This window comes from Mesorhizobium sp. NPDC059054 (assembly GCF_042739215.1).
Taxonomy (GTDB): domain Bacteria; phylum Pseudomonadota; class Alphaproteobacteria; order Rhizobiales; family Rhizobiaceae; genus Mesorhizobium.
In genome coordinates, this window is sequence record NZ_JBHYHV010000001.1 from 1,294,457 (window position 1) to 1,320,813 (window position 26,357).

19 protein-coding genes are annotated in these 26,357 nt (G+C 58.0%); 5 read left to right on the forward strand and 14 right to left on the reverse strand.

Annotation, left to right across the window (positions count from 1 at the left end; translation table 11 throughout):
* Position 1: 1 nt before the first annotated feature.
* The 8 genes from ACFWXH_RS06345 to moaA form a co-directional block, all read right to left on the reverse strand.
* A complete protein-coding gene (locus ACFWXH_RS06345) occupies positions 2 to 703 on the reverse strand; it encodes a DNA alkylation repair protein (protein WP_379118436.1) in 702 nt (233 codons plus the stop codon).
* A gap of 19 nt (positions 704 to 722) precedes the next feature.
* Entirely contained in the window at positions 723 to 1,592 is an 870-nt protein-coding gene (locus ACFWXH_RS06350) for an NAD(P)-dependent oxidoreductase (protein WP_379118438.1), read from the reverse strand.
* 98 nt (positions 1,593 to 1,690) lie between these two features.
* Positions 1,691 to 2,515 carry an ABC transporter permease gene (locus ACFWXH_RS06355; RefSeq protein ID WP_379118440.1) on the reverse strand — a complete coding sequence of 275 codons (825 nt, stop codon included), beginning with the start codon at positions 2,513 to 2,515 and terminating at the stop codon, positions 1,691 to 1,693.
* A complete protein-coding gene (locus ACFWXH_RS06360; protein ID WP_379118442.1) occupies positions 2,512 to 3,225 on the reverse strand; it encodes an ABC transporter permease in 714 nt (237 codons plus the stop codon). The genes ACFWXH_RS06355 and ACFWXH_RS06360 overlap by 4 nt, the downstream gene beginning before the upstream one ends.
* A gap of 115 nt (positions 3,226 to 3,340) precedes the next feature.
* Complete coding sequence (locus tag ACFWXH_RS06365; RefSeq protein ID WP_054313018.1) at positions 3,341 to 4,126, reverse strand: ABC transporter substrate-binding protein; 786 nt, start codon at positions 4,124 to 4,126, stop codon at positions 3,341 to 3,343.
* Positions 4,127 to 4,326: 200 nt separating this feature from the next.
* The gene (gene mobB / locus ACFWXH_RS06370; protein ID WP_054313017.1) at positions 4,327 to 4,836 is read right to left on the reverse strand and encodes a molybdopterin-guanine dinucleotide biosynthesis protein B; all 510 of its coding nucleotides are present in this window, start codon (positions 4,834 to 4,836) and stop codon (positions 4,327 to 4,329) included.
* Positions 4,833 to 5,459 carry a molybdenum cofactor guanylyltransferase MobA gene (gene mobA, locus ACFWXH_RS06375; RefSeq protein WP_379118445.1) on the reverse strand — a complete coding sequence of 209 codons (627 nt, stop codon included), beginning with the start codon at positions 5,457 to 5,459 and terminating at the stop codon, positions 4,833 to 4,835. Before mobA ends, mobB begins: the two co-directional genes overlap by 4 nt.
* Positions 5,460 to 5,625: 166 nt before the next feature.
* A complete protein-coding gene (gene moaA / locus ACFWXH_RS06380; protein WP_379118447.1) occupies positions 5,626 to 6,633 on the reverse strand; it encodes a GTP 3',8-cyclase MoaA in 1,008 nt (335 codons plus the stop codon).
* 282 nt (positions 6,634 to 6,915) lie between these two features.
* On the opposite strand from moaA, the gene ACFWXH_RS06385 reads away from it, so the two are divergent.
* Together ACFWXH_RS06385 and ACFWXH_RS06390 are read left to right on the forward strand one after the other, a co-directional pair.
* Complete coding sequence (locus tag ACFWXH_RS06385; RefSeq protein ID WP_379118449.1) at positions 6,916 to 7,275, forward strand: gamma-butyrobetaine hydroxylase-like domain-containing protein; 360 nt, start codon at positions 6,916 to 6,918, stop codon at positions 7,273 to 7,275.
* A gap of 67 nt (positions 7,276 to 7,342) precedes the next feature.
* Positions 7,343 to 7,954: a pyridoxamine 5'-phosphate oxidase family protein gene (locus tag ACFWXH_RS06390; RefSeq protein WP_379118451.1), complete on the forward strand. Its 612-nt coding sequence runs from the start codon at positions 7,343 to 7,345 to the stop codon at positions 7,952 to 7,954.
* 45 nt (positions 7,955 to 7,999) lie between these two features.
* Here the strand turns inward: ACFWXH_RS06390 and ACFWXH_RS06395 are convergent, their stop codons facing one another.
* A complete protein-coding gene (locus ACFWXH_RS06395; protein WP_379118453.1) occupies positions 8,000 to 8,452 on the reverse strand; it encodes a MarR family winged helix-turn-helix transcriptional regulator in 453 nt (150 codons plus the stop codon).
* Between the two features lie 48 nt (positions 8,453 to 8,500).
* On the opposite strand from ACFWXH_RS06395, the gene ACFWXH_RS06400 reads away from it, so the two are divergent.
* A complete protein-coding gene (locus tag ACFWXH_RS06400) occupies positions 8,501 to 9,412 on the forward strand; it encodes an alpha/beta hydrolase (protein ID WP_379118455.1) in 912 nt (303 codons plus the stop codon).
* 15 nt (positions 9,413 to 9,427) lie between these two features.
* Here ACFWXH_RS06400 and ACFWXH_RS06405 read toward each other — a convergent pair whose 3' ends face one another.
* Positions 9,428 to 9,823 (reverse strand): rhodanese-like domain-containing protein, encoded by a 396-nt coding sequence (locus ACFWXH_RS06405; protein WP_082407567.1) that lies wholly within the window; start codon positions 9,821 to 9,823, stop codon positions 9,428 to 9,430.
* Between the two features lie 67 nt (positions 9,824 to 9,890).
* Entirely contained in the window at positions 9,891 to 10,517 is a 627-nt protein-coding gene (locus ACFWXH_RS06410) for a TetR/AcrR family transcriptional regulator (protein ID WP_379118457.1), read from the reverse strand.
* Positions 10,518 to 10,619: 102 nt separating this feature from the next.
* Between ACFWXH_RS06410 and ACFWXH_RS06415 the strand changes: the two genes are divergently transcribed.
* Both ACFWXH_RS06415 and ACFWXH_RS06420 read left to right on the forward strand, forming a co-directional pair.
* Positions 10,620 to 11,366, forward strand: coding sequence for an SDR family NAD(P)-dependent oxidoreductase (locus ACFWXH_RS06415; protein ID WP_379118459.1), 747 nt, complete (start codon positions 10,620 to 10,622; stop codon positions 11,364 to 11,366).
* Between the two features lie 221 nt (positions 11,367 to 11,587).
* A complete protein-coding gene (locus ACFWXH_RS06420; protein ID WP_379118461.1) occupies positions 11,588 to 13,483 on the forward strand; it encodes a murein L,D-transpeptidase in 1,896 nt (631 codons plus the stop codon).
* A 34-nt stretch (positions 13,484 to 13,517) separates the two neighbouring features.
* Here ACFWXH_RS06420 and ACFWXH_RS06425 read toward each other — a convergent pair whose 3' ends face one another.
* From ACFWXH_RS06425 to ACFWXH_RS06435, 3 genes are all read right to left on the reverse strand, one after another.
* Positions 13,518 to 14,210, reverse strand: a complete 693-nt coding sequence (locus tag ACFWXH_RS06425; RefSeq protein ID WP_379118463.1) for an MOSC domain-containing protein — start codon at positions 14,208 to 14,210, stop codon at positions 13,518 to 13,520.
* 391 nt (positions 14,211 to 14,601) lie between these two features.
* Complete coding sequence (locus ACFWXH_RS06430) at positions 14,602 to 22,953, reverse strand: beta strand repeat-containing protein (protein WP_379118465.1); 8,352 nt, start codon at positions 22,951 to 22,953, stop codon at positions 14,602 to 14,604.
* A 1,967-nt stretch (positions 22,954 to 24,920) separates the two neighbouring features.
* The gene (locus ACFWXH_RS06435) at positions 24,921 to 26,354 is read right to left on the reverse strand and encodes an HlyD family type I secretion periplasmic adaptor subunit (RefSeq protein ID WP_379118467.1); all 1,434 of its coding nucleotides are present in this window, start codon (positions 26,352 to 26,354) and stop codon (positions 24,921 to 24,923) included.
* Between the last annotated feature and the right edge of the window lie 3 nt (positions 26,355 to 26,357).

Here is a 26,357-nt window from a genome sequence, read left to right on the forward strand (position 1 = left end):
GTTACTTTCGTTTGTCCAGCCTTTCCAATATCTTCGGATTGGTCAATTCACGCACGGCATCTTTACCGATCCAGCGTTCGGTCTTGTCTTGAGAGGCCGCGAGTTTTTTCGCCAAAACAAGCGCAGGGCCATGCAGTGCCATCGAGCGTTTACCAATTTGGCGCAGGGCCCAGTTGATTGCCTTTTTCACAAAGTTGCGGCTGTCTTTTGCATGCTTTTCAATCAGCGGCAGCAAGCTTTCAAACGTGACGTCCGGTTCCTTTTTGCGATGTACGGAAGCCCAGGCGATCATGGCAAAGGCTGCGCGGCGAACAAACTCGCGATCGTCCTCGGCGAATTCGGCGATGAGCAGTTGCCAGTGTTCGGTGTCGACGAACAGATCCGTGACACCATCGACAATGTCCCAGGAATCGAAGGTCGCTGCCCAAGTCCTTGCATCGTCGGCGGAAAAGCGTTTCGGATCCGCCGTCGCCGAGGCGATGAACTGCGCCTCGACAATGCCGCTTTCCCAGAGTTCGAAAGCGCGTTCGTGATTGCGCTTGATCTTCCTTGCGATGTCGCGCTGGGGGCCATGCGGAATGCCCAGCGCTCGCTCCACCTTGATGCCGAAGCGCTGCATACCCCGGCGATTCTCTTCGGAGGAAAGGGTATGCAGATGAGCAAGGACTTCCGCGGCGGTCGAGGCCGGTGACAGGTTGTTCATGCACCAGCCCCTCCGCGGACTACTTCTCCAATCGTGCGAGCAGCGAGGAGGTATCCCAGCGGCTGCCGCCCATCGCTTGAACGTCCTTGTAGAACTGATCGACCAATGCGGTGACCGGCAATCGCGCGCCATTGCGATCGGCTTCCGCCAGGCAGATGCCGAGATCCTTGCGCATCCAGTCGACCGCGAAGCCGAAATCGTATTTGCCGGCATTCATTGTCTTGTGGCGGTTCTCCATCTGCCAGGAACCGGCCGCACCCTTGGAGATGACATCCACCACCTTTTCGACGTCGAGCCCCGATTTCTTGCTGAAATGAATGGCTTCGGCGAGGCCCTGAACAAGGCCTGCGATACAGATCTGGTTGATCATCTTGGCGAGTTGGCCTGCACCGACCGGCCCCATCAAACCAACCATGCGGGCAAAGGCGGAAATGACTGGTTTGGCTTTCTCGAAGGCATTGTCGGCGCCGCCGACCATGACGGTGAGCACGCCGTTTTCGGCACCAGCCTGTCCGCCTGAGACCGGTGCGTCAAGGAAGGAGAAACCGCGCTTTTCTGCCTCTGCCGCGAGTTCGCGTGCAACTTCGGCAGAGGCGGTGGTGTTGTCGATGAAGATCGAACCCTTTTTCATTCCATGGAACGCGCCGTCCGGGCCTGTCGTGACGGAGCGCAGATCATCGTCATTGCCGACGCAAGAAAAGACAAAGTCCTTGCCCTCGGCGGCTTCCTTTGGGGTGAGCGCCAGCGCGCCGCCATGTTCGGCAACCCATTTCTCGGCCTTGGCGGCCGTGCGGTTATAGACGGTCACGTCATGACCGCCCTTGTTCTTGAGATGCCCGGCCATCGGGTAACCCATTACGCCGAGTCCCAGGAACGAAACCGCTGCCATCGTCTGATCCTTTCATATTGCTTGCGGCCGCAGTCTTAGCCGATTGCGGCACCGTTGAGCAATTTGGCGGTTGGTCCAGTCGAAGACCCGCGACCCCGTCAGCGGCGCAGATGACGAGTGATGCGCTGTTCGATCCATTCGATCGCATGGCGCAGAACTTCGACTATGATCAGGTAGAAGATCGCAGCCCAGATGTAGGCCTGGAAGTCGAAGGTGCGCGAATAGGTCAACCGTGTGATGCCCATCAGGTCATAGACCGTGATGATGGCGACGATGGCCGATCCCTTGATCATCAGGATCACTTCGTTGCCATAGGGGCGAAGCGCCACGATCAGCGCCTGCGGCAGGATGATCCGGCGCAACGTCTGCAATTTGTGCAGGCCCAGCGATGCCGCTCCTTCCCACTGTCCCTTTGGCACACTTTCGATGGCGCCGCGCAGAATCTCGGCCTGATAGGCTGCCGTGTTGAGCGCGAAGGCAAAGACCGCGCAGTTGAAGGCTTCGCGGAAGAAGCTCCACAGGCCGACCATTTCAAGTTGCGGCCGGAACGAGCCGAGGCCGTAGTAGATCAGGAAGGTCTGGGCAAGCAGCGGCGTGCCGCGGAAGAAATAGACATAGGCATAAGCGATGCCGGACAGAACCGTGTTCTTCGACATGCGCATATAGGCGATTGGAATCGATAGCAGGGCGCCAATCACGCAGGAGATCGCCACCAGCTTCAAGGTAACGACGATGCCCGACAGATAACCCGGAGCATATTTTTGGATGAGTTCGGGGTTCCAGGAGGAGGCGAGGAACCACACCAATCCCAGGCCGAGAAGCGCCCAGAGGGTAACCAGCACATGGCCGGCTATACGAGCGTTGGTCCAGCCTCGCGGCGGCTCCGGCGGTTTTTCGACCGTGGCGATATCGGCGGCGCTCATCGCGAGGCCTCCCTGCGTCCAACCGCCCGTTCGATGGCGTTTATGCCAAAGGATGAGATGATGGAGAGCACCAGATAGATCAGCGCGGCATAACTGAAAAATAGGAAAGCGTGCTTGGTGACGCGTGCGGCAACGCCGGTCTCGCGCAAAATGTCGGGGAGGCCGACTGCGGAAACAAGGGCGGTGTCCTTGAGCAGGATCAGCCACAGATTGGCGAGACCGGGCAGGGCGATGCGGATCAACTGCGGCAGAACAACAAGCCGCATGGTTTGGCCCTTAGTAAGGCCTACCGCATAACCGCCTTCATATTGACCATGCGGAATGGCGCGGAAGGCCGAGAGGAAGACTTCGCTGGCATAGGAAGAGAAGACGACGCAAAGTGCGATCATGCCTGAGATGAAGGCGTTGACCTCGACTGTTGCGGTTGGATTGAAGAGTTGGACAAGCTTCTGCAAGGCGATCTGCGCGCCGAAAAACACCAGGAACAGCGTCAACAGTTCCGGCAAGCCGCGAAAAATGGTGGTGTAGAGGTTGCCGGCGAGCCTGAGTGAGGGTTCTTTCGATCGCTTGGCCAGCGCGATCAGGAAACCGACGGCAAGGCCGAAGGGCAGGGTGGCAGTCGCAAGTGCAATCGTGACCAAAACGCCATTGAAGATGTTATCCGACCAGCCATCCGGTCCCCAACTCAGAAGCGTCCAAACGCTTTCCATACGCTCGCCTGTTCCCCTTCTTTTGAAACCCGTCGCGTCATCCCCTCATGACACGGCCGGTCAGGACAGGAAAGGCGGGAATTTCCCGCCTTTCTCCATTTCAACAATCAAACGATCAGGAATCGGCGCCGAAAACGTCGAACTTGAAGTATTTGTCGTTGATTTCCTTGTACTTGCCATTGGCCCGGATGGCCTTGATGGCGGCGTTCAGCTTGTCCTTGAGTTCGGTGTCGCCCTTGCGGATGGCAATTCCTGCACCTTCACCGAAGATTTCGACAGGCTGAGGCGAAGGCTGGCCGAGCAGCTTGCAGCAGGCGCCGTCCTGGGTTTCGAGCCACTGGCTGAGAACGACGATGTCGTCCTCGACCGCATCGAGGCGGCCATTGGCGAGGTCGAGCTGGTACTCTTGAGCGGTCGGATAGGCCTTGACGGTCGAGTCCGTGAAGGTCTTCGATGCGTAGTTGAAGTGGGTGGTGGACGATTGCGTGCCGATGGTCTTGCCGGCGAGGTCTTCCTTGGTCACGCCTTTCAAGGCGCTGTCCTTCAACACCGCGATAGCGGATGGCGTGTTGTAATATTTGTTGGTGAAATCGACCTTCTGCTTGCGCTCGTCCGTGATCGACATGGACGCCACGATGGCGTCGAACTTGTTGGCCTGAAGGGCGGGGATGATACCATCCCAATCCTGGGCGACGAATTCGCACTTGACCTTCATCTCGTCGCACAGCGCCTGGGCGATATCGATGTCGAAGCCGACGAGCTTGCCGTCGGATGTCAGGTTGTTGAAGGGCGGATAGGCACCTTCGGTGCCGATCTTGACGACCTTCTCCTGGGCCTGGGCGGCGCCCAACGCCAGCATGATCGCCGACGTGGCGAGCGCGATACGCATTGCAATACGCATGATGATCCTCTCTGTTGGTCCCGGCCGCTGTCCAAGCGGCTCGTTCGGGCGGGGCTGTTGACCGCCCGCTGGACCAAATACTGGAACTTTTTGCCAAGTGAAAGCAACTGTAAAACCGCTGAGAATACCTTTCAGCGTCGGCAAAAATACGGGGTTTTTCGGCATATCGTTGGGGAAGCTTCTGCCGTTCGACGGCACGGTCAGCGGTTTAGGCCGACTCGCTCTTCGATGAAGTCGGCTATCGAAGCGATGTCGTCGAGGTCAAAGACGGGCAGCGTCTCATTCGGCTGAGGGTGGTCGGCCGCGACGGCGATGATGCTGGGATCGGATGGCGCAAGCGGTGCACGATCCTTCGCGGCGGTGCGCCGTGCCTCGATCTTGAAATGGCTCTCGCGTTTGTAGCCTTCGACGATGACGATATCCGCCGGCGCCAGCCTCCCAAGAATGTCGGCAAGTTTCGGCTCCTCTTCGCCGCGCAACTCGTGCATCAGTGCCCAGCGGCGGCCAGAGACGATTGCGACTTCGCTGGCGCCGGCCTGGCGATGACGAAAAGAGTCGGCACCTTCCTTGTCGATGTCGAAGTCGTGATGAGCATGCTTCACGGTCGACACGCGCCGGCCGCGCCGCACCAGTTCGGCCACCAGTTTTTCCGTTAGCGTCGTCTTTCCGGAGTTCTTCCAGCCGGTGATGCCGAAGACGCGATTGCTCATGCGGGAAGCTCTTTGAGGATTCGCTGCGCCTCCGTGAGATCGGCGGGCGTGTTGATGTTGAAGAACGGGTCGAGCGTATCGTCGCGCAGTGGAAGCAGCGGAAAGTCCACCTCGATGAAGCGATGCCTCTCTATGAAGGACAAGACACGACGGTTTCCTTCCTCGACGAGGAAGTGGCGTAACGGCTCCCGGAGGCCGATTGGCCAGAGTGCGAAAGTCGGATGCAGGCGGCCCGAAGAGCGGGCCACCGCGATCGTGTCGTGATCGACGGCATTAGCCAGCTCGCTAACCAGGTTTTCGGGAAAGAAGGGGGTATCGGCAGCAACGCTAACGATTGTCGAAGTCTTCGTTTCCGAGGCAGCCCACTCCAAGCCGGCGAGAATGCCGGCGAGGGGGCCGGGAAAGCCTGCGACGGTGTCAACCAGGATCGGATGCTGAAAGCTTGAAAAACGAGCGGGATCGCCATTGGCGTTGAGAGCAAGCGGACCGACTTGTGGGGCGAATTGAGCCGTCACCCACTCAAGAACGGATTTGCCTCCCAGTGACAGCAGGCCTTTGTCGCCACCGCCCATGCGGCTCGACAGTCCTCCCGCCAGTATGACACCGGCAACTTCGACGCTCATGGCGCGTTCTCACCTCCTGGCGATTCAATTTCGACATTCGCATCTCGCTGGCCACCGTGCGAATGTCGAAATCAAAAGACCGCTGGCAACTACGTGTCTTCTGGTGGAGCTTTGAACTTCGCTGCTTGGCTCGAAACGCCAAGCGGTTGATCTGCAAGATCGCGTCTCACCCGCCGGTGACGCTCATGTGCCGCGATACGGACGGCCGATTGGTGCGGCGGTCGATGACGAAGTCATGGCCCTTCGGCTTGCGGCCGATCGCTTCGTCGATGGCGTTCGAAACCAGCTCGTTGCCCTCGGAGGCGCGCAAAGGAGAACGCAGGTCTGCGGCATCTTCCTGCCCAAGGCACATATAAAGCGTACCGGTGCAGGTCAGCCGCACGCGGTTGCAGCTCTCGCAGAAATTGTGCGTCATCGGCGTGATGAAGCCGAGCCGACCACCGGTCTCGGCGACCTCGACATAGCGGGCAGGGCCGCCGGTCTTGTAGGGGATATCCTTCAGCGTGAAGTCGCGTTCCAGTTCGGCGCGCATCAGCGACAGCGGCATGTACTGGTCGGTGCGGTCGCCATCGATCTCACCCATCGGCATGGTTTCGATGAGCGTCAGGTCCATGCCGCGGCCGTGTGCCCAGCGCAGCATGTCGGGGATTTCCTGGTCGTTGAAGCCCTTCAACGCTACGGCGTTGAGTTTCACCTTGATGCCCGCCGCCTGTGCGGCATCAATACCAGCCATCACCTTGCCGAGATGGCCCCAGCGGGTGATGGCGTGGAATTTGTCGGCGTCGAGCGTGTCCAGCGAGACGTTGATACGGCGCACGCCGCAATCAGCCAGTTCGTCGGCGAAGCGGGCAAGCTGCGAGCCGTTGGTGGTGAATGTCAGCTCTTCCAGGGCGCCGCTTTTCAGGTGACGCGACAGTTCGCGCACCAGATGCATGATGTTCTTGCGTACCAGCGGCTCGCCGCCGGTGAGACGCAGCTTGCGAACGCCCTTTTCAATGAAGATGGTGCAGAGCCGGTCGAGTTCCTCCAGCGTGAGAAGGTCCTTCTTCGGCAGGAAAGCCATGTCCTCGGCCATGCAATAGACACAGCGGAAATCGCAGCGGTCGGTGACAGACACACGCAGGTAGCTGATCGTGCGGCCAAACGGATCGATCATGGGATTGGCAAATTGCATTCTGTCGCCTTCAGTCCGCGGTCTCGGCAATCGAAAACTCGTTAGTCGAATGTCGGGCCTTGGTAACTATCTTTCAAGCCCGGCAAAGGTGCCATTTGGTATCACTTGCTGTTTGTCAGACGCAACCACGACCAGGTCGCGTCTGGGACATCCAACGCTTGTGGTGATCCGTAGCACGAAGACGTCGGGCGTCATCCTTATCAGCATTGGGCCAATGGGGACCGGAGTTACGGTCTTCCCAAGGAAGACGAACAGGCGTAGTCGGAGCCAACCTAAAAAGGGATGTCCATGACCGCTCCGAAGGAACTCCGGGTCTCCAAGGACCGCAAGCTGCTGACGGTGACATTTCCCGATCACCGGCCATTCGAACTGTCGGCGGAGTTGCTGCGTGTTCTTTCACCTTCGGCGGAAGTACAGGGCCATTCGGCCGAGCAGCGCGTAACCGTCCCCGGCAAACGCGAGGTCGCCATCCTCAAGATCGAACCGGTGGGCAACTATGCGGTTCGCATCACGTTTGACGACCTTCACGACACCGGCATCTTCACCTGGGCCTACCTGCACACGCTGGGCCACGAAAAGGAAAGCCGTTGGCAGGGTTATCTCGATGAATTGGCCGGGAAGGGCCTGCGCCGCGACCCTTAGCCGGGTAGGTCCTGTCGTCAAACCGTCATGTGGCTGCGATAGCCGCAGGCTTCATGGAGCAAGGACGATGTCGAGAATAGATACGGTGGAACAACTGGAAGCTCTCTACGGGCTGCCTGGCGAAGCATCGCTGGTCAAGGAACTCGATCACGTCATTCCCGAGTACGCCGCCTTCATCGAGGCCTCGCCCTTCGTTGCCCTGGCAACATCGGGGCCGGAGGGGCTCGATTGCTCCCCACGCGGCGATCTGGCCGGCTTCGTGCGCATTCATGATCCGAAGACGCTGATGATGCCTGATCGCCGTGGCAACAACCGTGCAGATTCGTTGCGGAATATCATCCGCGATCCGCGAGTCGGTTTGCTCTTTCTCGTGCCGGGGTCGGGAACAACCTTGCGGGTGAATGGCACGGCATCCATCACGACCGATGCCGAATTATGCACTTCCTTCACCATGGAGGGAAAACCGGCACGGTCGGTCACCATCGTCGCGGTCGAGACGGTCTATTTCCAGTGCGCCCGCGCCATTCATCGCTCCGACCTGTGGAATGCGGAGAAACATGTCGATCCGAAGAACCTGCCGACACCCGGGCAGATTCTCGAGGTCACCAGCCGCAAGAGCATCGACGGCACTACTTACGACAAGGAATGGCCGGAGCGAGCGAAGAAGTCGATGTGGTGAACGCGTCGGCCGCGCGTTTTGAATGCCGCGTCCTGATAGCGGGCTCTATTCCACCTTCATGGCTTCGGTGATGCGCAGCATCATGGCACCCATGCGGTCACATTCGGCAGCTGTCGACTGCGCCATCACGCGTTCTATCAGCGTCGTGTAAACCCGTAGCGCTTCCATCAGCAGTGTTTCGCCGCTTTCGGTAAGGGTTAGCCGCATCACACGCTTGTCCTTGGCATCGTTCTCGCGCGTGACCAGGCCGCGGGTCTCCAGTTGCGGCAGAAGCATCGTGATGTTGGAGCGTCCCACCAGCAGCCTGCGGGCGAGATCGTGCTGCGACATGCCGGGATGCCGGTAGAGGTTCATCAGCATGTCGAGCTGGGCGATCTTCAGATCGAGAGGCTGTAGAGCCTTGGTAAGCGCTGCCACCACGGCCTTTTCGGCACGCACCAGCGCAATCCAGTTGCGGAATCGCGGATTGTCCCAAGGCAAGTCTTGTTTTTTGTTCATTCTTGAACTAACATGTTCACGGTTGAACTAATCTGTTGGATCGCCACTATGGCATCATTTGGTTTGAAGGTCATCCGCGGCCTGTTCGGGCTCGGTGAGCACATTGCACCCGGCTTTGCCGGCCGCGCCGCGTTCGAAGTGTTCTGCCGCACGCCCAATGTCAACAAGGTGAGCGACGGCGAACGCCGCGCTATCGACCGTGCTGCCGATTTCATGTCTGGCGCTCGCCATCATAGGCTGAAGACAAGGGCGGGCTGCGTGGTCGTGCACGAATTCCGTCCGGACCAGGGCAGGGGATCGCGTGGCACGATTCTCGCCATTCATGGTTGGCGCTCGCGTACGGAATACATGCGCTCGCTGATCCAGGGGTTTCTGGAAGATGGTTACAGGGTGGTGTCGCTCGATCTGCCTGGCCATGGCGCCTCTTCCGGGCGCCGGCTCAACATGATCAATGCTGTAGAGGCGGTGCGGCTCGCCGGCGACTGGTTTGGTCCCTTCGTCGCCACTGTCGGCCACTCCTTCGGTGGAGCCGTTGCGACCAACGCGGCAGTAGGGTCGGTGAAGGGATATCTACCGGTCAACACCGAAAAACTTGTGCTGATCGCGGCCCCCAGCTCCATACCGGACCTGTTTGCGGAATTCAGCCAGGTGCTCAACGTTGGCCCACGCTCCCAGACAAAGATGGCGGGTCGGGTGGAGCAGCTTTCCGGACGACCGCTGAAGGAGTTCCAGGGAGGCCGCCAGCTCGCCCATATGCCGGTTCCAACCCTTGTCATTCACGCGCCTGACGACAAGGAAGTATCGGCCCGGCATGCCGATCTCTACGCCAGCGCCGGAGACCATGTTCGCCTGCATTGGGCGAACGGCCTGGGTCACCGCCGCATCCTGGCAGATCCCGGTGTCGTCCAGAAAGCGGTGACCTTTGTTGCCGAACGCACCCGGCCGGAGCTCGTGCATTGACGAGGGGGCGGTCGGTTACTTTTTGTCTTCAGGCGCTTCAATCGGCAGGCCGGCATCTTTCCAGGCGGTGAAGCCGCCGAGGATATGTTTGACCGGCGTGAGGCCCATGTCCTGCGCGGTCTTGGTGGCAAGCGCGGAACGCCAGCCGCCGGCGCAGAAGAAGACGAAGCTCTTTCCGGAAGCAAAATAGGGTTTGTGGTAAGGGCTCTCCGGGTCGATCCAGAATTCCAGCATGCCGCGAGTGCAGTGTTTAGCACCAGGAATGCGTCCGCTTCGCTCAACTTCACGCGGGTCACGCAGGTCGATGAAGATTGTGCCGTCGTCTTCCAGCAACGCCGCCGCCTCGTCCGGCGAAACCGCCTCGATCTCGGCATTGGCCTCGTCCAGCATCTGGCGAAACCCTCTTTTCACGGCCATCCTCCGCAAGATTTGACACCGCAGCGTCCCTGCGGATTTCCATCACACCACGGCGGCTTTGTCACGGGCCATGAGGCGCATTGGCCTTGTCCACCAATGGCTGGAACGCAGCCATGGCTCCATCCGCGACAGCGGCGAGCGCCTCTCGTGAGGCACCATCGCGTGCGATGATGGACATGCCTTGCTGGGTTGTGGCGTAGAACAGGGCCGCCGCATCGCAATCGAAACCTGCGGGCAGGTCTGCCTCTTCCACGCTCCGCCGGAACCGGCGCCGCAGGGCGTCGATGTTTTCGGCGCGCAAACGGCGTAACTCGCTGCAAATAGCGCCCGAGCTTGAATCCTGATGCAGTGCGGCCAATGCGATCAGGCAGCCCTGCGGGGCATCAGTCCTGGAATAGGCCTCGACCGTAGCGTCGAGAAAATCCCGCATTGCGTCGTGTGCTGTCGAGGCTGTCTCGACCGCATCCCAAATCTCCGTGCCAACCACCTTGTTGTAATGAGCGATTGCTTCGAGGAAGAGACCTTCCTTGCTGCCAAAGGCAGCGTAAAGGCTGGGGCAACCTATGCCCATCGCCGCTGTCAGGTCGTTCAGCGATGCGCCTTCATAGCCCTTTTTCCAGAACACCCGCATGGCCCGCTCGAGGGCCTCGGTGCGATCAAAACTGCGTGGACGTCCGCGGTCCGCCATGGGAGTTCCATTTCTGTATTAATCAATACATAAATCGCTTGACGGCTCTGCGCAACCTTGTCAGAGATTTCTGTATCGATCGTTACAGAAAGGAAAATGTCGATGACTTCCACTAAATTGCAGGACAAGACGGCTCTGGTGACCGGCGGTAGCCGAGGCATTGGCGCGGCGATCGCCCGCCGGCTCGCCGCCGAGGGCGCGGATGTGGCGATCACCTATGTCAACGGTGCCGAAAAGGCCGAGGCAGTTGTGGCGGAGATCAGGGCAGGCGGTCGTCGCGCGCTCGCGATCAAGGCTGACAATCGCGACGCCGATGCCGTCGAACGTTCGGTAAAGGAGGCAACCAAGGCTCTCGGCCGACTGGACATTTTGGTCAACAGTGCCGGCATCTGGCGCGCCGAACCGGTGGACAGTCTGTCGCTCGCCGATTTCGACGAATCGATCGAGGTCAACCTGCGTGCACCCTTCGTGGCGTCGAAGGCTGCCGCTGCCCTGATGGGCGAGGGCGGTTCGATCATCTCGATCTCCAGCAACCTGGCTGACCGGATTACCGATCCGGGACTAGCAGCTTATTCCGCCAGCAAAGCCGGTTTGGTCGGTCTTACCAAGGCGTTGGCGCGCGATCTCGGCCCCCGTGGCATCACCGCCAATGTCGTCAATCCGGGCTCTACCGACACCGATATGAACCCGGCGGACGGGCCGCATGCCGAACATCAGCGCCAGAAGATGGCGACACCGCGCTTCGGCGATGTGGCGGAAATCGCGGGTCTCGTTGCCTGGCTCGCGGGCCCTGAAAGCCGATTTGTCACCGGTTCTGCGTTCACGATCGACGGCGGCGCCAACACCTGACGCAACCGCTTTCCATCGATTTTCGTTATTGTGGCGGTGCGGAACGTTTCCGTGCCGCCACACTGTCTTTGTGGAAGTGATCGGCTGATCTCGACTTGTTTAACGAAGGCTTAAACAAATGCGCGTGAAACGCTATCATCCTGTCACAGAACCGCTATGCGAATGATCACAACATTCGCGGCGGTATTCGGAGCCCGAGGACGGGTCGGAGAGGGTGGTCCATGAAGTCGTTCGCGAAGAGATCCGCGTTGCTGCCGTTTGCTGCCTTGGCTGCGACGTTGCTGGGATCTCCGCACGCAAATGCCGAGGGCCTGTTTGATATGCTCTTCGGCGGTGGCGTGCGCCACCAGTCGCCGTCGATGCGCGACGGCGACTATAGCGCTGCCAACAGGCGTCCTGCACAGAGACGCAGCGAGTTCCCGCCGCCGCCCAAGACCCGCACGGCCGTGGCCATAGCCAAGATCACCGGGCCGACCTACAACACTTACAAGGCCGATCCACTGGTGAGGGTCGATTTCTCGCCGTTGTCGGCAGTGCCGCAGAATGCAGCCTTCGAACCAACGCAGGCAGCCGATGCCTTCCACGAGGCGCTGGCCGGATTGGCCGACTATGACTTGCGTGCCGAGGCGGCGAACGCGAAGGCCCTGACCGCCTACTACGCCGCCAATCCCGATTTCATCTGGGTGACCGACGGCGAGCCGAACGAACGCGCCAGGCAGGCGATGCGCGTGCTGGGCGATGCCGCAACCTATGGGTTGGCGCCGGAGGATTATCTCGTCGATGTGCCGGCATTCAGTTCCGTCGACACGGCGACCCGCGCGAAGGAGATGATTCGGTTTGAGATGGCGCTCTCGTCGCGCGTGTTGCGTTACGTCGACGACGCGCAGGACGGCCGCATCGATCCGAACCGCATCTCCGGCTATTACGATTTTCCGGCCAAGCCGCTCGATCGCGAAGGCGTGCTCAAGACGCTCGAACGCACGCAGGAGGTGGGCACTTATCTGGAATCGCGTCATCCGCAGAACGCCGAATACCAGGCACTCCGCGTCGAGCTCGAGGCGCTCAAGGCGAGTGAGGAAAACGAGGTCGTCGTCGATTCCAAGCTCAAGCTGAAGCCGGGCGAAACCAGCCCGGAACTGCCCAAACTGCTGTCGCTGATCGCGCATGACCTCGATGACGACATGGGCGGCGACTACGGTGAGGTGCTGGCCAGGCTCGTTACCAGCGAGGTCTATGTTCCCGAACTGGTGCCGGTCATCAAGGCAGCGCAGAAGAAGGCCGGGGAGAAAGACGATGGGGTCATCGGCCCACGCACGGTCGCAGCGCTTGCCGGCACCTCGAAAGCTGACCGCATAGCCAAGGTGCAATATGCACTTGAGGAACTGCGCTGGCATCCGTCCGAACTTGGAGATCCGCGCGTCTTCATCAACCAGCCATCCTTCAGCGCGAGCTACATCGAAGGTGGCGAAGAGAAGCTGAGGATGCGCACCGTTATCGGCAAGGTCGCCAATCAGACCAGTTTCTTCTACGACGAGATCGAACAGGTAGACTACAATCCCTATTGGGGCGTGCCGCAGTCGATCCTGGTCAATGAGATGTTGCCGCGGCTGCGCCGCGATCCTGGTTATCTCGACCGCGCCGGTTACGAAGTGACGGATTCGCGCGGCAAGCGCATCCCGTCTTCCGCGGTCAACTGGGGCGCCTATGGCGCAAAAATCCCCTACAATGTGCGCCAGCAGCCAAGCGAGGCCAATTCATTGGGCGAGCTGAAGATCCTGTTCCCCAACAAGCATGCCATCTACATGCACGACACGCCGCAGAAGGCGTTCTTCCAGCGCGACAATCGAGCGTTGAGCCATGGCTGCGTGCGCCTGCAGGATCCACGCGGCATGGCTGCCGCCGTGCTTGGCACGTCGGTCGACTATGTCGCCGGCAAGCTGGCCAAGGGGCATTCGTCCGAGAAGGTAAGCCGCAAGATCCCCGTCTACGTCGCCTATTTCACCGCCTGGCCCGACATGTCCGGTAAGGTCGAGTACTACGACGACGTTTATGGCCGCGACGACCGCCTGCAGCAGGCACTGGAAGCGGTTGCAGCGGTGCGTGGTCCCGTGGGCTAGTCGATCGACCGGCTATCCTGCACCGGACCAGTGTTTATTCCGTCGGCGTTTCGATGCGGCGCGACCAGTCCTCGGTCTGGCCAGATGCCAGGCGGGCGGCAGCCAGCCGTTTCCAGCTGTCCGTCAAGCCGGGCATGGCAGCTAGTTCGACAAGTGCCGGCCGATTCATGCGGTCGTGGTAGAGAAGGTGGGAGACACGGGCGACCGGCCAGTCCGAATGCGGTCGTTCAATCAACATGCCTTGATCGCCCGCAGCGATCGCGCCGGCCTCCAGCACTCTGAAATACCAGCCGCTGCGTCCGGTATCCTGCACGCGGCGCGCCATATCCGGCAGATCGAAACGCACGTTGAGCTTCCAACAGGGCTGCCTGCCTTGGCTGACTTCGAGCAAGGCCTTTCCCAGCCGCCAGCGGTCGCCGAGGCAGAAATCGGCCTCCGTAATGTCGTCGACGACCAGATTCTCTCCAAACGCACCCGCCTGGAAACGGTCCGCGCGATGCGGCAATTCCGCGGCCCATCGGGGCAGATGTGAGCGGGCGTAAGCGTGGAGCGCCTTGTTCGGTCCGCCATGCAGCTTGCGGTCACCTTGTTCGTCACCGTCAAGGCCGAGCGGTCCAGCGTGGATTGATCCTCGAACAGGCTGCTTGTCGATCGCGCTGAACTTTCCGCCGGGGCCGTACGGGACTGCTTTTCCAACACGTATCTCGGCCACTTTGAAGGTGTTCACAGCGAGATTCCGATCGATGCTCTGCTACCTGACGTAGTTTGCCGATTGGAGGCATGTCTCCTCAAGCCGCCAACCCGCGCAAAGAGATAGCCCATGCTGGTTTGTGACGATGCGCAACATCAGTGCGTACCGCATGCGAAAGATGGTCTGAGAGCTGGCGAGTTTGGGTAAAGCGGAATGGTGGGCGATGTAGGGATTGAACCTACGACCCCACCCCGTGTGAGGATTACTTCTCGATGGAGAAGGAACCAGCCGACCGCCGCGCGCGAGGCGCATTGCTAAGATAGCAGTTATCGTACCCAGTTGCAGACGGATTTCGAATTGGTCTCGTCGAAAGACAAACGCCGATTCCATCAGGAACCGGCGTCGACTTTAAACTAAGAGTTGGAGACTAAGCAGCGCTCCAAACTTGGCTTGAAACTGCAAGGTGATCTGGCTTCCAAGCTCCGATCGTTTCGCTGCCATCCTGGCTCAGTTCAGTTGTTCCCGCAGAAGTGTTTGCTCCGAACGAAGCCATCGCCGCAACCAGGCTGTCGACCTTGAGATTGGCCGGCATCGCCCCTGTGCCATTGGCCAGAGTCGGTTCTGTCGCAGGTTCAGGTTCGGCAGGGCGCGACACGAGCTTCACGTCTCCGACCAAGTTTCTGGTCCCGCCAACAGTCTCAAACCAACTCGTCCCATAAATCTCTGAGCCGTCAGCAAACTGCTCCGAGCCTTGTGGATCAGCGACCAGTCCAATCCGCATTACACCAACCTCAGCGAGCGTCATTAACTCGCCAGCATCTGTCACGCCGTTCTGGTTGGCGTCGCGCCAAACTCGGAACTCGTTCCAGCGCGCATCGCTGCTGTCGAACACATTGTCTTGGTTCGTGTCGAAAATAAGCCTCAGAGCATCGAGATCCGTGGCGTCAGAGGTGGCGCCGTTCTCACCGTTGATCCAAAGATTGAATGCGAGTTCCTTGGCTTGATCGATAACACCGTCTGGGCCTGCCGATCCGTCTGCGGCCAAATCGATCGCCAGGAACGCATCGCCAGCGCTAGCCCACGAAGTCTGGTCGCGGAGACCGTCTCCATTCCAGTCGAAGCGAGGCCCAGACTGATCGCCTTGGGGAGCTAGTGTTTGAATGCCAATGCTTCCGTCTTGATCCAAATCGAGAACGACAGGACCGTGCCCTCCTCCTCCTCCTGGTTTGACAGGGCCTGTAGTCGATCCGACAGAACCGTTGTCATAATAGATCTTGTCAGACATCAGCACATTGTCGCTGCTGTAAAATCTCTCCCACCTAGTCCAGCTATACTGACTGTAAACGTCATAATCTGTTGCAGTGTAAGTGTTGTTGTAATTGGTCAGTTTTGTATATGTCACCCGCCCATCAGAAAGTGAATTTTGTTGGTAGGTCTTATACGTTTGTCCAACAAGCGCGCCCTGCCATATGTCAACCCTCGAGTTATCGTCGTATATTGTTGTCTCCTGATAGTATTGATTGCTGGAATTGTAGAATACCGTGTAGCTATACCAGCTGTTCGCATTTGTGGCGTCGTATGCCGTGCCAGATTTCGAGCCGTCGTCGTTGTATTGGTTCTGGGCGGTAATTCTATTCGATGAATCAAAATACTGGGTGATTAGGTTCCACGATTGGGTATTGGCCGCATCGCGGTAGTCGTAATAGCGCGTGCCGTCGTCATAGTAGATTGACTCATTCGTAACTCGGCCGGCTGTATCCACGTAATAGTATACGACGGAGTAGTTCTGCGCGTTCGTGGGGTCGTAGTAAATTTGTACGCCGGTGCCATCATCATTTGTTTGGATATGATCTGTTTGCTGGCCATAAACGTTGAAGTGTTGAACAATGGTTGACCATGATGATGCGTTTGATAGGTCTCTGAATTCGATATACTTAGAGTTGTCGTCGTAGGTCAAATTGTACTGAATAAGTCGTTCGGCAGAGTCGTAGTAATAAGTGAATTCTTTCCAGGTTTGAGTGCTCGCGACGTCATAGACGGTATACGATTTTGTACCGTCATCATTGAACTGATATTGTTCTAGAAGCGCATTGGTGCTGCTTCTCCACTGAACGATATTTGTCCAAGCGTTCGCATTGGTGGCGTCTTTGTAGTCGTGGCGAGCTCTGCCGTCATCGTAGGCAATTGAGTTTTGGATGAGCCGGCCGGCGATGTCGTAATAGTTGGTTGTTGTTGTCCAAATCTCGGCATTAGCAGGGTCAAAGGTAATCTCAGCACGCGTCCCATCATCCATGAACTGCTTTTCGAGAGAGACCTTCGTTCCATCGCTGGTGTAGGTCTGCTCGACGCGGGACCATGACTTGGCGTTTGCCGGGTCGTAGAGAACGTTGCTGGCCAAGACGCCATTTGAGTAAGTCGCCTGGGCGATCAAGCGATTGGATGTGTCATAGGTCAAACCTTGGATTTGCTTGCCGGTTGACACATCGAAGGTGATGTCGACCCGAGTGCCATCGTCCATGAACTGCTTTTCGAGTGTCTTCTTGCCATCGGCATTGAAGCTCTGTTCGATGCGGGTCCATAGATCGGTGTTCTTTGGATCGTAGAACGTGCCGCCTACCAATTTGCCGTCTTTGTTCAGACTGTGACTTGATCGGATAGCCTCGTCTGCGCCGACATAGGTGTATTGCGCCGCTGTCCCAGTGCTCCAGAGCAGATACTCTTCCGTTTTGTGGCCAGCCCCGTCCCGGACAGTGCGATGGGTGAGCTTGCCCGTGGAGGTTATGTTCTCGCCCGTTGATTGCTTCAAAGTACCATCTGCATTGTAGTCCGATGTCGTCCGGACAATCGTCCCGTCGATGAACAGTTCAGTCTTTTCGCCATGGTCGTAAAGGCCGTCGTTGTCGGAGTCCTTTGACAGGATCTTCGTCCGGCCATCGTTGCTAACGGTAAGCGTGCCCTTTGCAATGACGCCGCCACTGGCGTTCACTTCCGCGAATTCGGTGACCACTGAGCCGTCAACGCGTGTCCTGGACACTGCCGTCGTTTCCAACGTGCCGTTGCCGTCAAAATCCGATTGCTCGGTAGTGGTCAGCCCATCGCTGCTCACGGTCGTGACAACCTTCGCCGCGATGGCCTGTTTCCAGTAGATCTCACCAAGAACCAGATTTTCAGCCTTCTGGGCCTCCGTATTGTTGGTCGTCGTGGTCACCGCACCGCCGCTGGCGTCGATCTTAGTCAAGGCGACTTTGTCGAATACGCCATCGCCATTTGTATCGATGGAGAGCGTTTTCGACCTTCCGTCAGCGCTGACCGAGCTCGAGACAATCCTGACGCGGGTGTCGGCTGAGCCTGCAACGATCTTGTAGTCTGTTGACAAGCTCGTCTGGCTGCCGTCGGCCTGGAGGCTGTTGGCGGTGATGCGTCGCCTGTCGACTGTACCGTCAAGATCCATATCCCACTCGACCGTGGACGAAAGACCATCGGCGCTGGTCATAAAGGTGGTCTTGTCATAGCTGCCGTTGCCGGTGATCACCGTCTTCGTTGAGCCATCGACATATTTGGTGCGTTGCTCGAGCTGATCGACAGTACCATTACCATCGATGTCGCGTTCTATGATCACTTCACGTCCGTCAGCGCTCGTCGTTGTAACCCGCTTTTCAACAACGCCGTTGGTGGTGTTAGTGAGTGTCGTCTTCTCGATTGTCGAACCATCGGCCAACGTTGCGACACTGGTTGTGATCGTGCGGTTCGAGAAGCCTAACTGCGGGCGTTCTTCGACCGTGGTCACGGTGCGTCCATCGGTGCTGGTCGTGGTAGTGGTGCTGGATAGCTTCGTGCTGCCCGCGAAGGCGGTGACGGTTCGAGTGGTACCCTGATCTGTAACAGCTATGGTCTCGGTGGCAGTCTGGTCCACCGACCCGTTTCCGTCGACGTCCCATTCTTTGAGGTTTGACCTGCCGTTGCCGCTCGTGGTTGTCTGGTAGCGCGACTTCACGACCCCACCGATGGACGTCTCCATGGTTTCAGTCGTTGCAAAACCGTAGCCGGCACGCTCACCGAAAGTCGTTGAGTAAGCTTCCTTCTTGTCGACCGTGCCGTCAGCGTTGAGATCGTAGCTGTCAGTGCGGGTTTTCCCATCGGCCGAGACGGCGATGACGGTGCGTTCTATCGCCTGTGACGTGCCGCTGAAGCGTGTAATTGTCGTCGTCTTCGACCCATCGGCATTGAGCACGGTAGCTTCGACGACACGGTTGTCGACCGTGCCGTCACCGTTGGTATCAAAGTCGGTGGTGACGGTCAGGCCGTTGGCACTTTCAGTGACTATCTTCTTCGCCGTTACCAGGATGCCGTCGGAACCGAGATCGAGATAGGTCGTGGTGACGCTACCGTCCGCATTGACGACGCCCGTCGATTTCTGATCGATGACCCCGTTGCCGTCCGTATCAACGGCCGTGGTGACGGTCTTCTTGTCGGCGCTCGTTGTCGTCACCGATTTGCTTTCGAGAGCGCCGCCAGCCTTCTTGTAGGTAAGGCTGCGCACAGTGCTGCCATCGGCATTCAGTGTTGTTACGTCGTCAAGCGACCGCGTAACGGAGGTTCCCTTCGCCATCCACTGCGTGGAAACGACAAGCCCATTGGCGCTGGTGTCGACGATCGATTTGTCTTTGATCGATCCGCCGGTGTCAAAGTTGGTGAACGTCTGGGTCTTGCTTCCGTCAGCATTCAACACTGTCTCGGATCGGCTCGAACGATCGGTCGTACCGTCGCCATTGGTGTCGGTTTCGATGGTCGTGACCAGGCCGTCGGCACTCGTGGTCTTGATAGATAGCGAGGCGAGGGTCCTTGTCAAATCTGTCCCAACGTATGTGGAGACAGTTTCGGTCACCGATCCATTCGGTTGGTTGACGATTGACTTAACAACGTCGTCGTTTCCATCGCCATCCAGGTCATTTTGGGTGGTGACCTGCTTTCGATCTGTGGAGGTCGATGTCGACGTCTTAGAGATCAGACCACCACTACCACTCAACACCGAGGACGAGTCAGTAACACTTCCGTCCGAAGCCAATGTCCTGACAGTCGTCGAAGTCCTGTCGACGGTGCCATTTCCGTCGAGATCACTTGCCGTTGTGACGGAGTAACCGTTGGCGCTGGTGGTTGTGGTCGTTTTATCGCGCAACCCGTTCGCGCCATCGAAATGCGAGACAGTACGCGCCCTCGAACCGTCAGCATTCAGCGTGGTGACGTCGGATGACGATTCATCAATGATCCCGTCTCCGTTCAAGTCAGTGCTGGTGACCGTTGCCAAGCCGTTTCGACTGACGTTGGTCTCGGTGCTGGCGGTCAGGGTTCCATTGCCTGTCCGCCACTGCGTGGTCGTCTTACGGGAACCATCGGCATTGAGTATTGTCGTCTCCGACATGCTGTCATCGTAGGTTCCGTCCCCATCGATATCTGTCTGAACGGTCTTGGCCAGGCCATCGGCACTGACGGTCGCCTTCTTCTGGCTGATGGTCGAGCCGTCGACCGCGGTTAGTTTGGTGATTTTCTCGACGCTGCCATTGTCAAGCAAAGCAGTCGTTTCGGTCGAATCGATTGCACCGTCACCGTTCGCATCTGTCGTCGTTGTGACAGTGCGCCCGTTGCCGGATTGAACAGTCGTTTTTTGCGAAACCAGAGTATCATTGCCGCTGCGGGTCGTGACTGTCTGGGTCTGACTGCCGTCGCTTCCGAGCGCGGTCCGGTCGACGACCTTCCAATCGACGACGCCATCGCCTGTCGAGTCGGTGAGTGTCGTGGTAACCAGTCCATTCCCTGACGTCGTCGAAACGGCCTTGCCGATAAGGCTGCCGTTTGAACTCGATGTCGAGATCGTGCGGGTCCTGCTGCCATCCGTGTTGAGTACCGTGGCATCCGTCTCAGTCAGGTCATAGACGCCATCGCCGTTGATGTCGGTTTTCTTGGTTTTGGCCAGACCGTTTGCTGACGCGGTGATCAGCGTTTTCGCATCACGCGAACCATTCGCATTGAACGTTTCTTCTGTGACCGAGGTTGTCCCATCTGCAGCGATGCTCGTGGTTTTGACATAGTCATTCTGGCCATCGCCATTGGCGTCGGTGGAAGTGATGCTGAGGGTCTTGTCGGCGCTGACTACTGTTGTCGTCTTACCCAGCAGACTGCCATCGCCACTGCGAATAGTGGTCGTTTCGCTACGGGAGCCGTCCGCAGCAAGTACTGCGGCGACGGCCGTGGTCTGATCGATCGTACCGTTGCCGTCGAGATCGACCTGGGTCGTCGAGGAGAGTCCGTTCGCACTTGTCGTCGTGATCGAATTGCGGACGAGGGAGGTGCCGGCAAAATCGGAAACTGTCCGTGCTTTCGAGCCATCTCCATTGAGCACCGTGGTGTCGGTGGACTTGACGTCATAGATACCGTCGCCATCGGCGTCCGCTTGCGTTGTGACGCTCAACCCATTTGCAGATGTCGTTGAGGTCGACTTGCCAATCAACGCGCCATTGCCGGCAGTCTTTTCAACTGTGGTGGTGCGGCTTGCGTCGGTTCCAATGATGGTCTCGGAACGCGTCGTGACGTCAAACGCACCATCGCCGTTGAGATCCAGTTTTTCGGTAACGATGAGCTCGTTGCCCGACCTGACTGTCTCCGACTTGGCATGCTGAACGCCGTCGGCGCTGGTATCAACGACAGTGATCGTATGGCTGCCGTTCGCCGCTTCGATTTCCGTCACGGTACGGTCAATGTGGCCGTCCCCGTCCGCATCAAGCGTCGTTGTGGAGGTTTTGCGATCTGCACTGACCGCAATTGTTGTCTTGTCGAGCAGGGAGCCGTTGGCGTTGTAGGACGATGTTGTCTCTGTGCGGCTGCCATCGCTGGCCAGCACGATCGATTTCGTCGTCACCAAATCCGCTGTGCCGTCTCCGTCCAGATCCTCACGCAACGTCTGGGTAAGGCTGTCCGCACTTGTAGTAAGGACTTTGCCGCCGACTACAGTACCATTAGCGCTGGTTACGTTGAGTATCCGGACTTGGTTGTTTGAGCCATCGGTGGTTGTCACATCGGTTGCTATGACATCATAGACACCGTCGCCATTAAGGTCGGCCTTGGTTGTGACCGAAAGCCCGTCTGCGCTCGACTGATCCCAGGTGCTGCCTTTTACGCTTCCGTCAGCGTTGGACGCCGTTTTGGTGGTCGTGGTGACGCCGCTTGCATCCACCACAATGGTTGTCGTCGCGTCGGTCTTGCCGTCGCCATTGCTATCGGAAATGATCGAGATCGACTTACGATCCGCACTGGTGGTCGTGACGGTTTGCCCCAGCAGCGTGCCAGCGGCGCTCTTGGTATGCTCTGTCTGGGTTCGAGAGCCATCACTCGCAACCACAGTCGTGTCGGATGCAGAAACATCAAATGTCCCGTCGCCATCCACATCGGTCTGCTGTGTTTTGACCAAGCCATCGGCACTTTGTGTCGCTACGGTCTTGCTAATGAGGCTGTTCGTGCCCGAGAAGGTGGAGACGGTCGTTGTCACCACGCCGTTGGTGTCGACGTTGATCGAGCTTTCATCTCGCGTTTCGAAGGCGCCATTGCCGTCCAAATCATGCGACACGGTTTTGGTGCGTCCGTCCACAGACGTGACTGTCGTTTCGCGGCCAATCAACGTGCCATCGTTGCCACGACGTTCGACGGTCTTCGTGCGGCTGCCATCGCCCCCAACGACCGTCGTCTCGCCAACGACCACGTCATAAGTCCCATCGCCGTCGCTATCGGTGCTTGTGGTCTTCGACAGCCCGTCACTGGAGGAGGTGATGGACACCTTCTTCTGCAGCGTGCCGTCGACGGCAAACTGAGAAATGGTCGTCGTGGTCGAACCGTCGGCATTAACAACGTAGATCTGGGTTTGATCCGTATTGCCATCACCGTCCTGATCAAGCGAGGTGGTGACCGTCTTGCCGTCTGCACTTGTGACGGTTGTGATACGGTCCTTTAGTGATCCATCGGCATTGAAGTTGCTGACAACGCGCTGGCGTTCACCGGCGACGAGCGTGGTGATATCGGTTTGCGACCTATCCCAGGTTCCATTGCCATCATCATCGAACTGAGTAGTCCTGCTTTGGCCGTCGGCACTTGTGACTGTGCGGTTACGGAATGCAAGCGTACCGTCCTTGTTGTAGCCAGTAAGGTCGACTGTCTTTGAGCCGTCCGCATCTGTCGTGGTAACGGTCTTGATGACATAGCCATTGGGATCGACTGCGAGCACGGCATCGCCTACCGTGCCGGTGGTGCCATCGGACTTCGTGTACTCAGCAGTGCCGGTGATCGAGGATCCGTCTTCGAAGTTCTGGCTGCTTCCTTTAGGCGTCAGGCCGATCGAGGTGATGCCAAGCGAATCTAGTGAAACCAACTGGCCGTTGATCATGACTTTGAAGTCGGCCCAACGCAGGTCGCCGGCATCGAGCAAGCCGTTGTGGTTGGTATCGAAGACGTTCTTGATCGCTTCTAGATCGCTCTGGGCGGTCTGATCCCACTCCGTGAACATGAACTCGCTGGAACGGCTGATCTTGCCGTCACCATCGGCATCGAGGACAAGAACGCCGGTGCCGTCGCCAGCCCAAGCCGTGCGATGCTGATAGCCATCGCCGTCAAGATCAATGAATTGTTGTGACGAGCCAAGCGTGTCGATCGACAAGCCTTTGCCTGAAAGGTCAAGCAGAATGGGCTTGCCGGCCCAACCGGCACGACCGCTGCTGCCGTCGCCATAGCCACCCATGGACGAGGAGCCTTTGCTGCCGCTGGAAGAACTGCTGCTATGACCGCCTGCCTTGCCGCCGCTTCCACCGCCGAAGGCTGAACTGAAGGCTTTGCCGAGCCCTCCTAAAAGGCCACCAATTGCTCCGAAAACTGCGCCGACTAGGCCGCCAAAGAATGCGCCAACTTGCCCTAAAACACTTCCGATAGTCGAAGGCTGACTGAATGATGACGGGTAACCGAGGGCTGAAGTCTGGGTAGTGGTTTCTATATAAGAAGTCGGGATAGGTTTTGGGGCGTGGAACTTCTCCTCGGTCGTTAGGGGGCGGGTTGCTGGGGTCGTGCCAAATCTGTCAGGTTTATTGTCTGGGCTCAAAGGCGTCGAAGCAGGATGTGCATTGGGGCTGGTATTAGGGCTTGGTTGAGACGTGCTAAAATTCCCGGGAGTTCCTGACCAATAGCTGTGATCAACGACGTGCGCAGATGGGGTAGTTCCTGGTGCGCTGTTTTCCGGTCCTGGCGCGCCGACATTATCGGGTTTATTTCCCCAAGATGGCGACCCAGATGGCCCCGGCCGGGGGGAAGGAGTGGGGCCTACCGAGGGAGTCGAAGGCCCTCTCGAACCGGATCCGATTGATGAACCGTTGGGATTTGAATTACCTGATCCTGAAACTCCTCCCCAATTAGGTGACGAGTTCGGATTGAGAGAGCTGCCGTTACCTGTCGATGACGAAGTACCACCACCGGCATCCGATCGCCCGCCAAACTCACTTCCGCCTCGCCTGCCGCCACTGTCATTGCCGTTCCATGAGTTTGGGCCGATCGGACCCCATGCCGAAGGTGGAGCGCTTGGTATCGTAGGTACCATTGGCTGTGGCGGGGAAGATGCTGGAGGTTGAATTGGATCGCTCGGATTGAATCCTATTGGCGCAGGGTTCGCCTGTGGTAAATCCGTTGGCCTCGGCGTAGGGACTGGTGGGCTAGTTCCCACAGTGCTGTCTAAAAAGGAGGAATTGGCTCCAATTGCATAGGAGCCAGGCGAGGGGAGTCCAAATTTCTGCTGGGACAGATCAACTCCAAGACCGGGGGCGCTTCCGCTGTAAGACAAAGATTTTGGATCTATCCCCAAAATGCGCATCATAAACGCAGCTGCAGAATTAGAATTTGCGGATCGTCCCAGCACGTTCGGTACCGGCTCGTATGGAATGCCACGGTTATTCACATCTTCCAGAAATTTATCAATCTGGTCTATCAGCGCAGCACCCAAGCCGCCGTTTACAGTGATGCTGCCGGCTATTCGGGAATCCATGGCCATAGAGTTCTTTATTCCACCCAGGGTGTCTCTGGGGTCGCCTGGGAGGCCAAACGCTCTATAGGTCCCATCGAGAAATGACCCGAAATTCCATTCACCAACAGGGGTGCCGTTTTCAGTTGTCGCCCTGACACCCAGGTGAGAATAATTGCCGAGAAGGTCGGGTAGTGCGATGTGATATTCGATCACCGAAAAAGTGATGCTGCCTGTTCGACTGCTAGTATTTTCCATTTCCCATGTACCTCCCGCTTAGAAGATCTTGCTGTAATCGTAACGTACCAATTCTGCTGCTCGGACATTTTCCGTCAATTTTAGCGAATCGTCTCTGGATGGACGGGTATCTAAGCTTCTCGTCGTCGTAGAAAATTAAGTTAATACCCGAAACGTCATCTTTTATCGATCCTTTATTGCAAATCAAACTTAAGCAATGAATCGATTTGTCGAAATCCGAGTGAATGCAAGAGAAGCCATTTTCTTTTAGATATTCAGATATCCTTGATGTATTTCTTTCGAATCGCTTAAGTATGTAAGAAAAAAACTCTTCTGTATCTTTCTGATTTGTGATCACCGGCTCGGTGTGGTTTTTTGACCAAAGTAAATCATTGGAGAATGAAGGTGTTGTTTGCCCGAGCGCGAATAGCGCGGACGCGATCTGGAGCGCCTTTTTCAAATTTCTTTTATTGCTCATGGAATGCCTCGTCTTTCATCTCCATCAGCGGGTCGAGCAGGAATTCGATGACTCGGCGGTCGCCCGTTTTGATCTCTGCTGTGACCGACATGCCGGGTGTTAGTTGAACATCTTGGCCATCTGCGCGAATGGACGTTTCCTTCAGTGTTACACGCACAGGGAAGACGAGGGGGCCCGCGGTATCCTGCGCGGCCTCATTACCACCTGCGCTCGGCTTTGCCGGGATGGCGTCGTTTGAGACCGACTGCACGGTTCCATTCAGCGTACCGTAGCGCGTGAACGGGAAGGCCTCTAGCTTGATCCGGGCATCCTGGCCCTCGCGCACAAACCCCTTGTCCTTGTTGAGCAGCATCGCCTCGACTTCGAGCGCCGTGCCATCGGGCACCACCACCATCAGCCGCTGGCCGGTCTGCACGACTTCGCCGAAGGTGCTGACTTCCACCTGTTGCACACGGCCTGCTACGGGCGCCTTCAGTGTGCTGGCGCGTTCAAACAGTTCGGCCTTGGCGAGGTCTTGGCGCAGGGCGCCGATATCTCGCTCCGTGTCAGTGAGTTCCGTCGTAGCTTTGTCAAGGAAGGCCTCGTGACGCTCGTGTTTCCGGGCTTCCAGCGCTGATTTGGTGGCCTCCAGTTCAGCGATGCGGCCTTCATCTGTCACGACGGCCAGCAGCTGATCCTGCTGGCTTTGGCGAGCATCGATGGTGCGCGACTTGATACCAAGGCCGCGACCCTCGAGCGTTTCGAAAACATCGAGCCGATCGCCGGTCAATCTGACCAACTTCTTGCGTTCAGCCAGCGTCCTGGCACCACGTTCGATTTCAACCGACTTCTGCGCAATGTCCGCTGCGAAACTAGCTTGCTCCGCCTCATAGGCCGCCAGCGCCTGTCGCATACGTTGCTGCTGCAGGTCGATGACCGAAGAGGGAGCGTTCAAGGGGGCAACAAAGCTGGCTTCGGTCAGCGCTGTACCACTGTTGATTCCGTTGATCATCGATCTAAGCCGAGCGGCCGAGACCTCGGCAACTGAAAGGTTGCCTGCAAGCTTTTGACGTTCAGCGACCTGTTCCGCGGGGTCGAGCTCAAGGAGCGTCTGACCGGCGGCGACGTGGTCACCGGATTTGGCGTGAATGGCTTTGATGCGGCCGGTGATCAGCGGCTCGATGACTTGCACCTTGCCGATCGGTATGATCTTGCCCTGAACCGTGGCAAAGGTGTCGATGCGGCCGAACCACGACCAGGCAAGAGCGCCTGTGGCGAAAACGATGATCAACCCAGCGAAAATCCTTGCCGTCGGCGATGCCGGCGTTTCAAGAATTTCGATTGCCGCTGCCTGGAACTGCCGTTCATTCGCATTGAGGCGAGGGCGCTTTTCCAGACGCTCCCTGGCGATACCATGTCGTACGGCTTGCCAGATGCGTCCCATGGC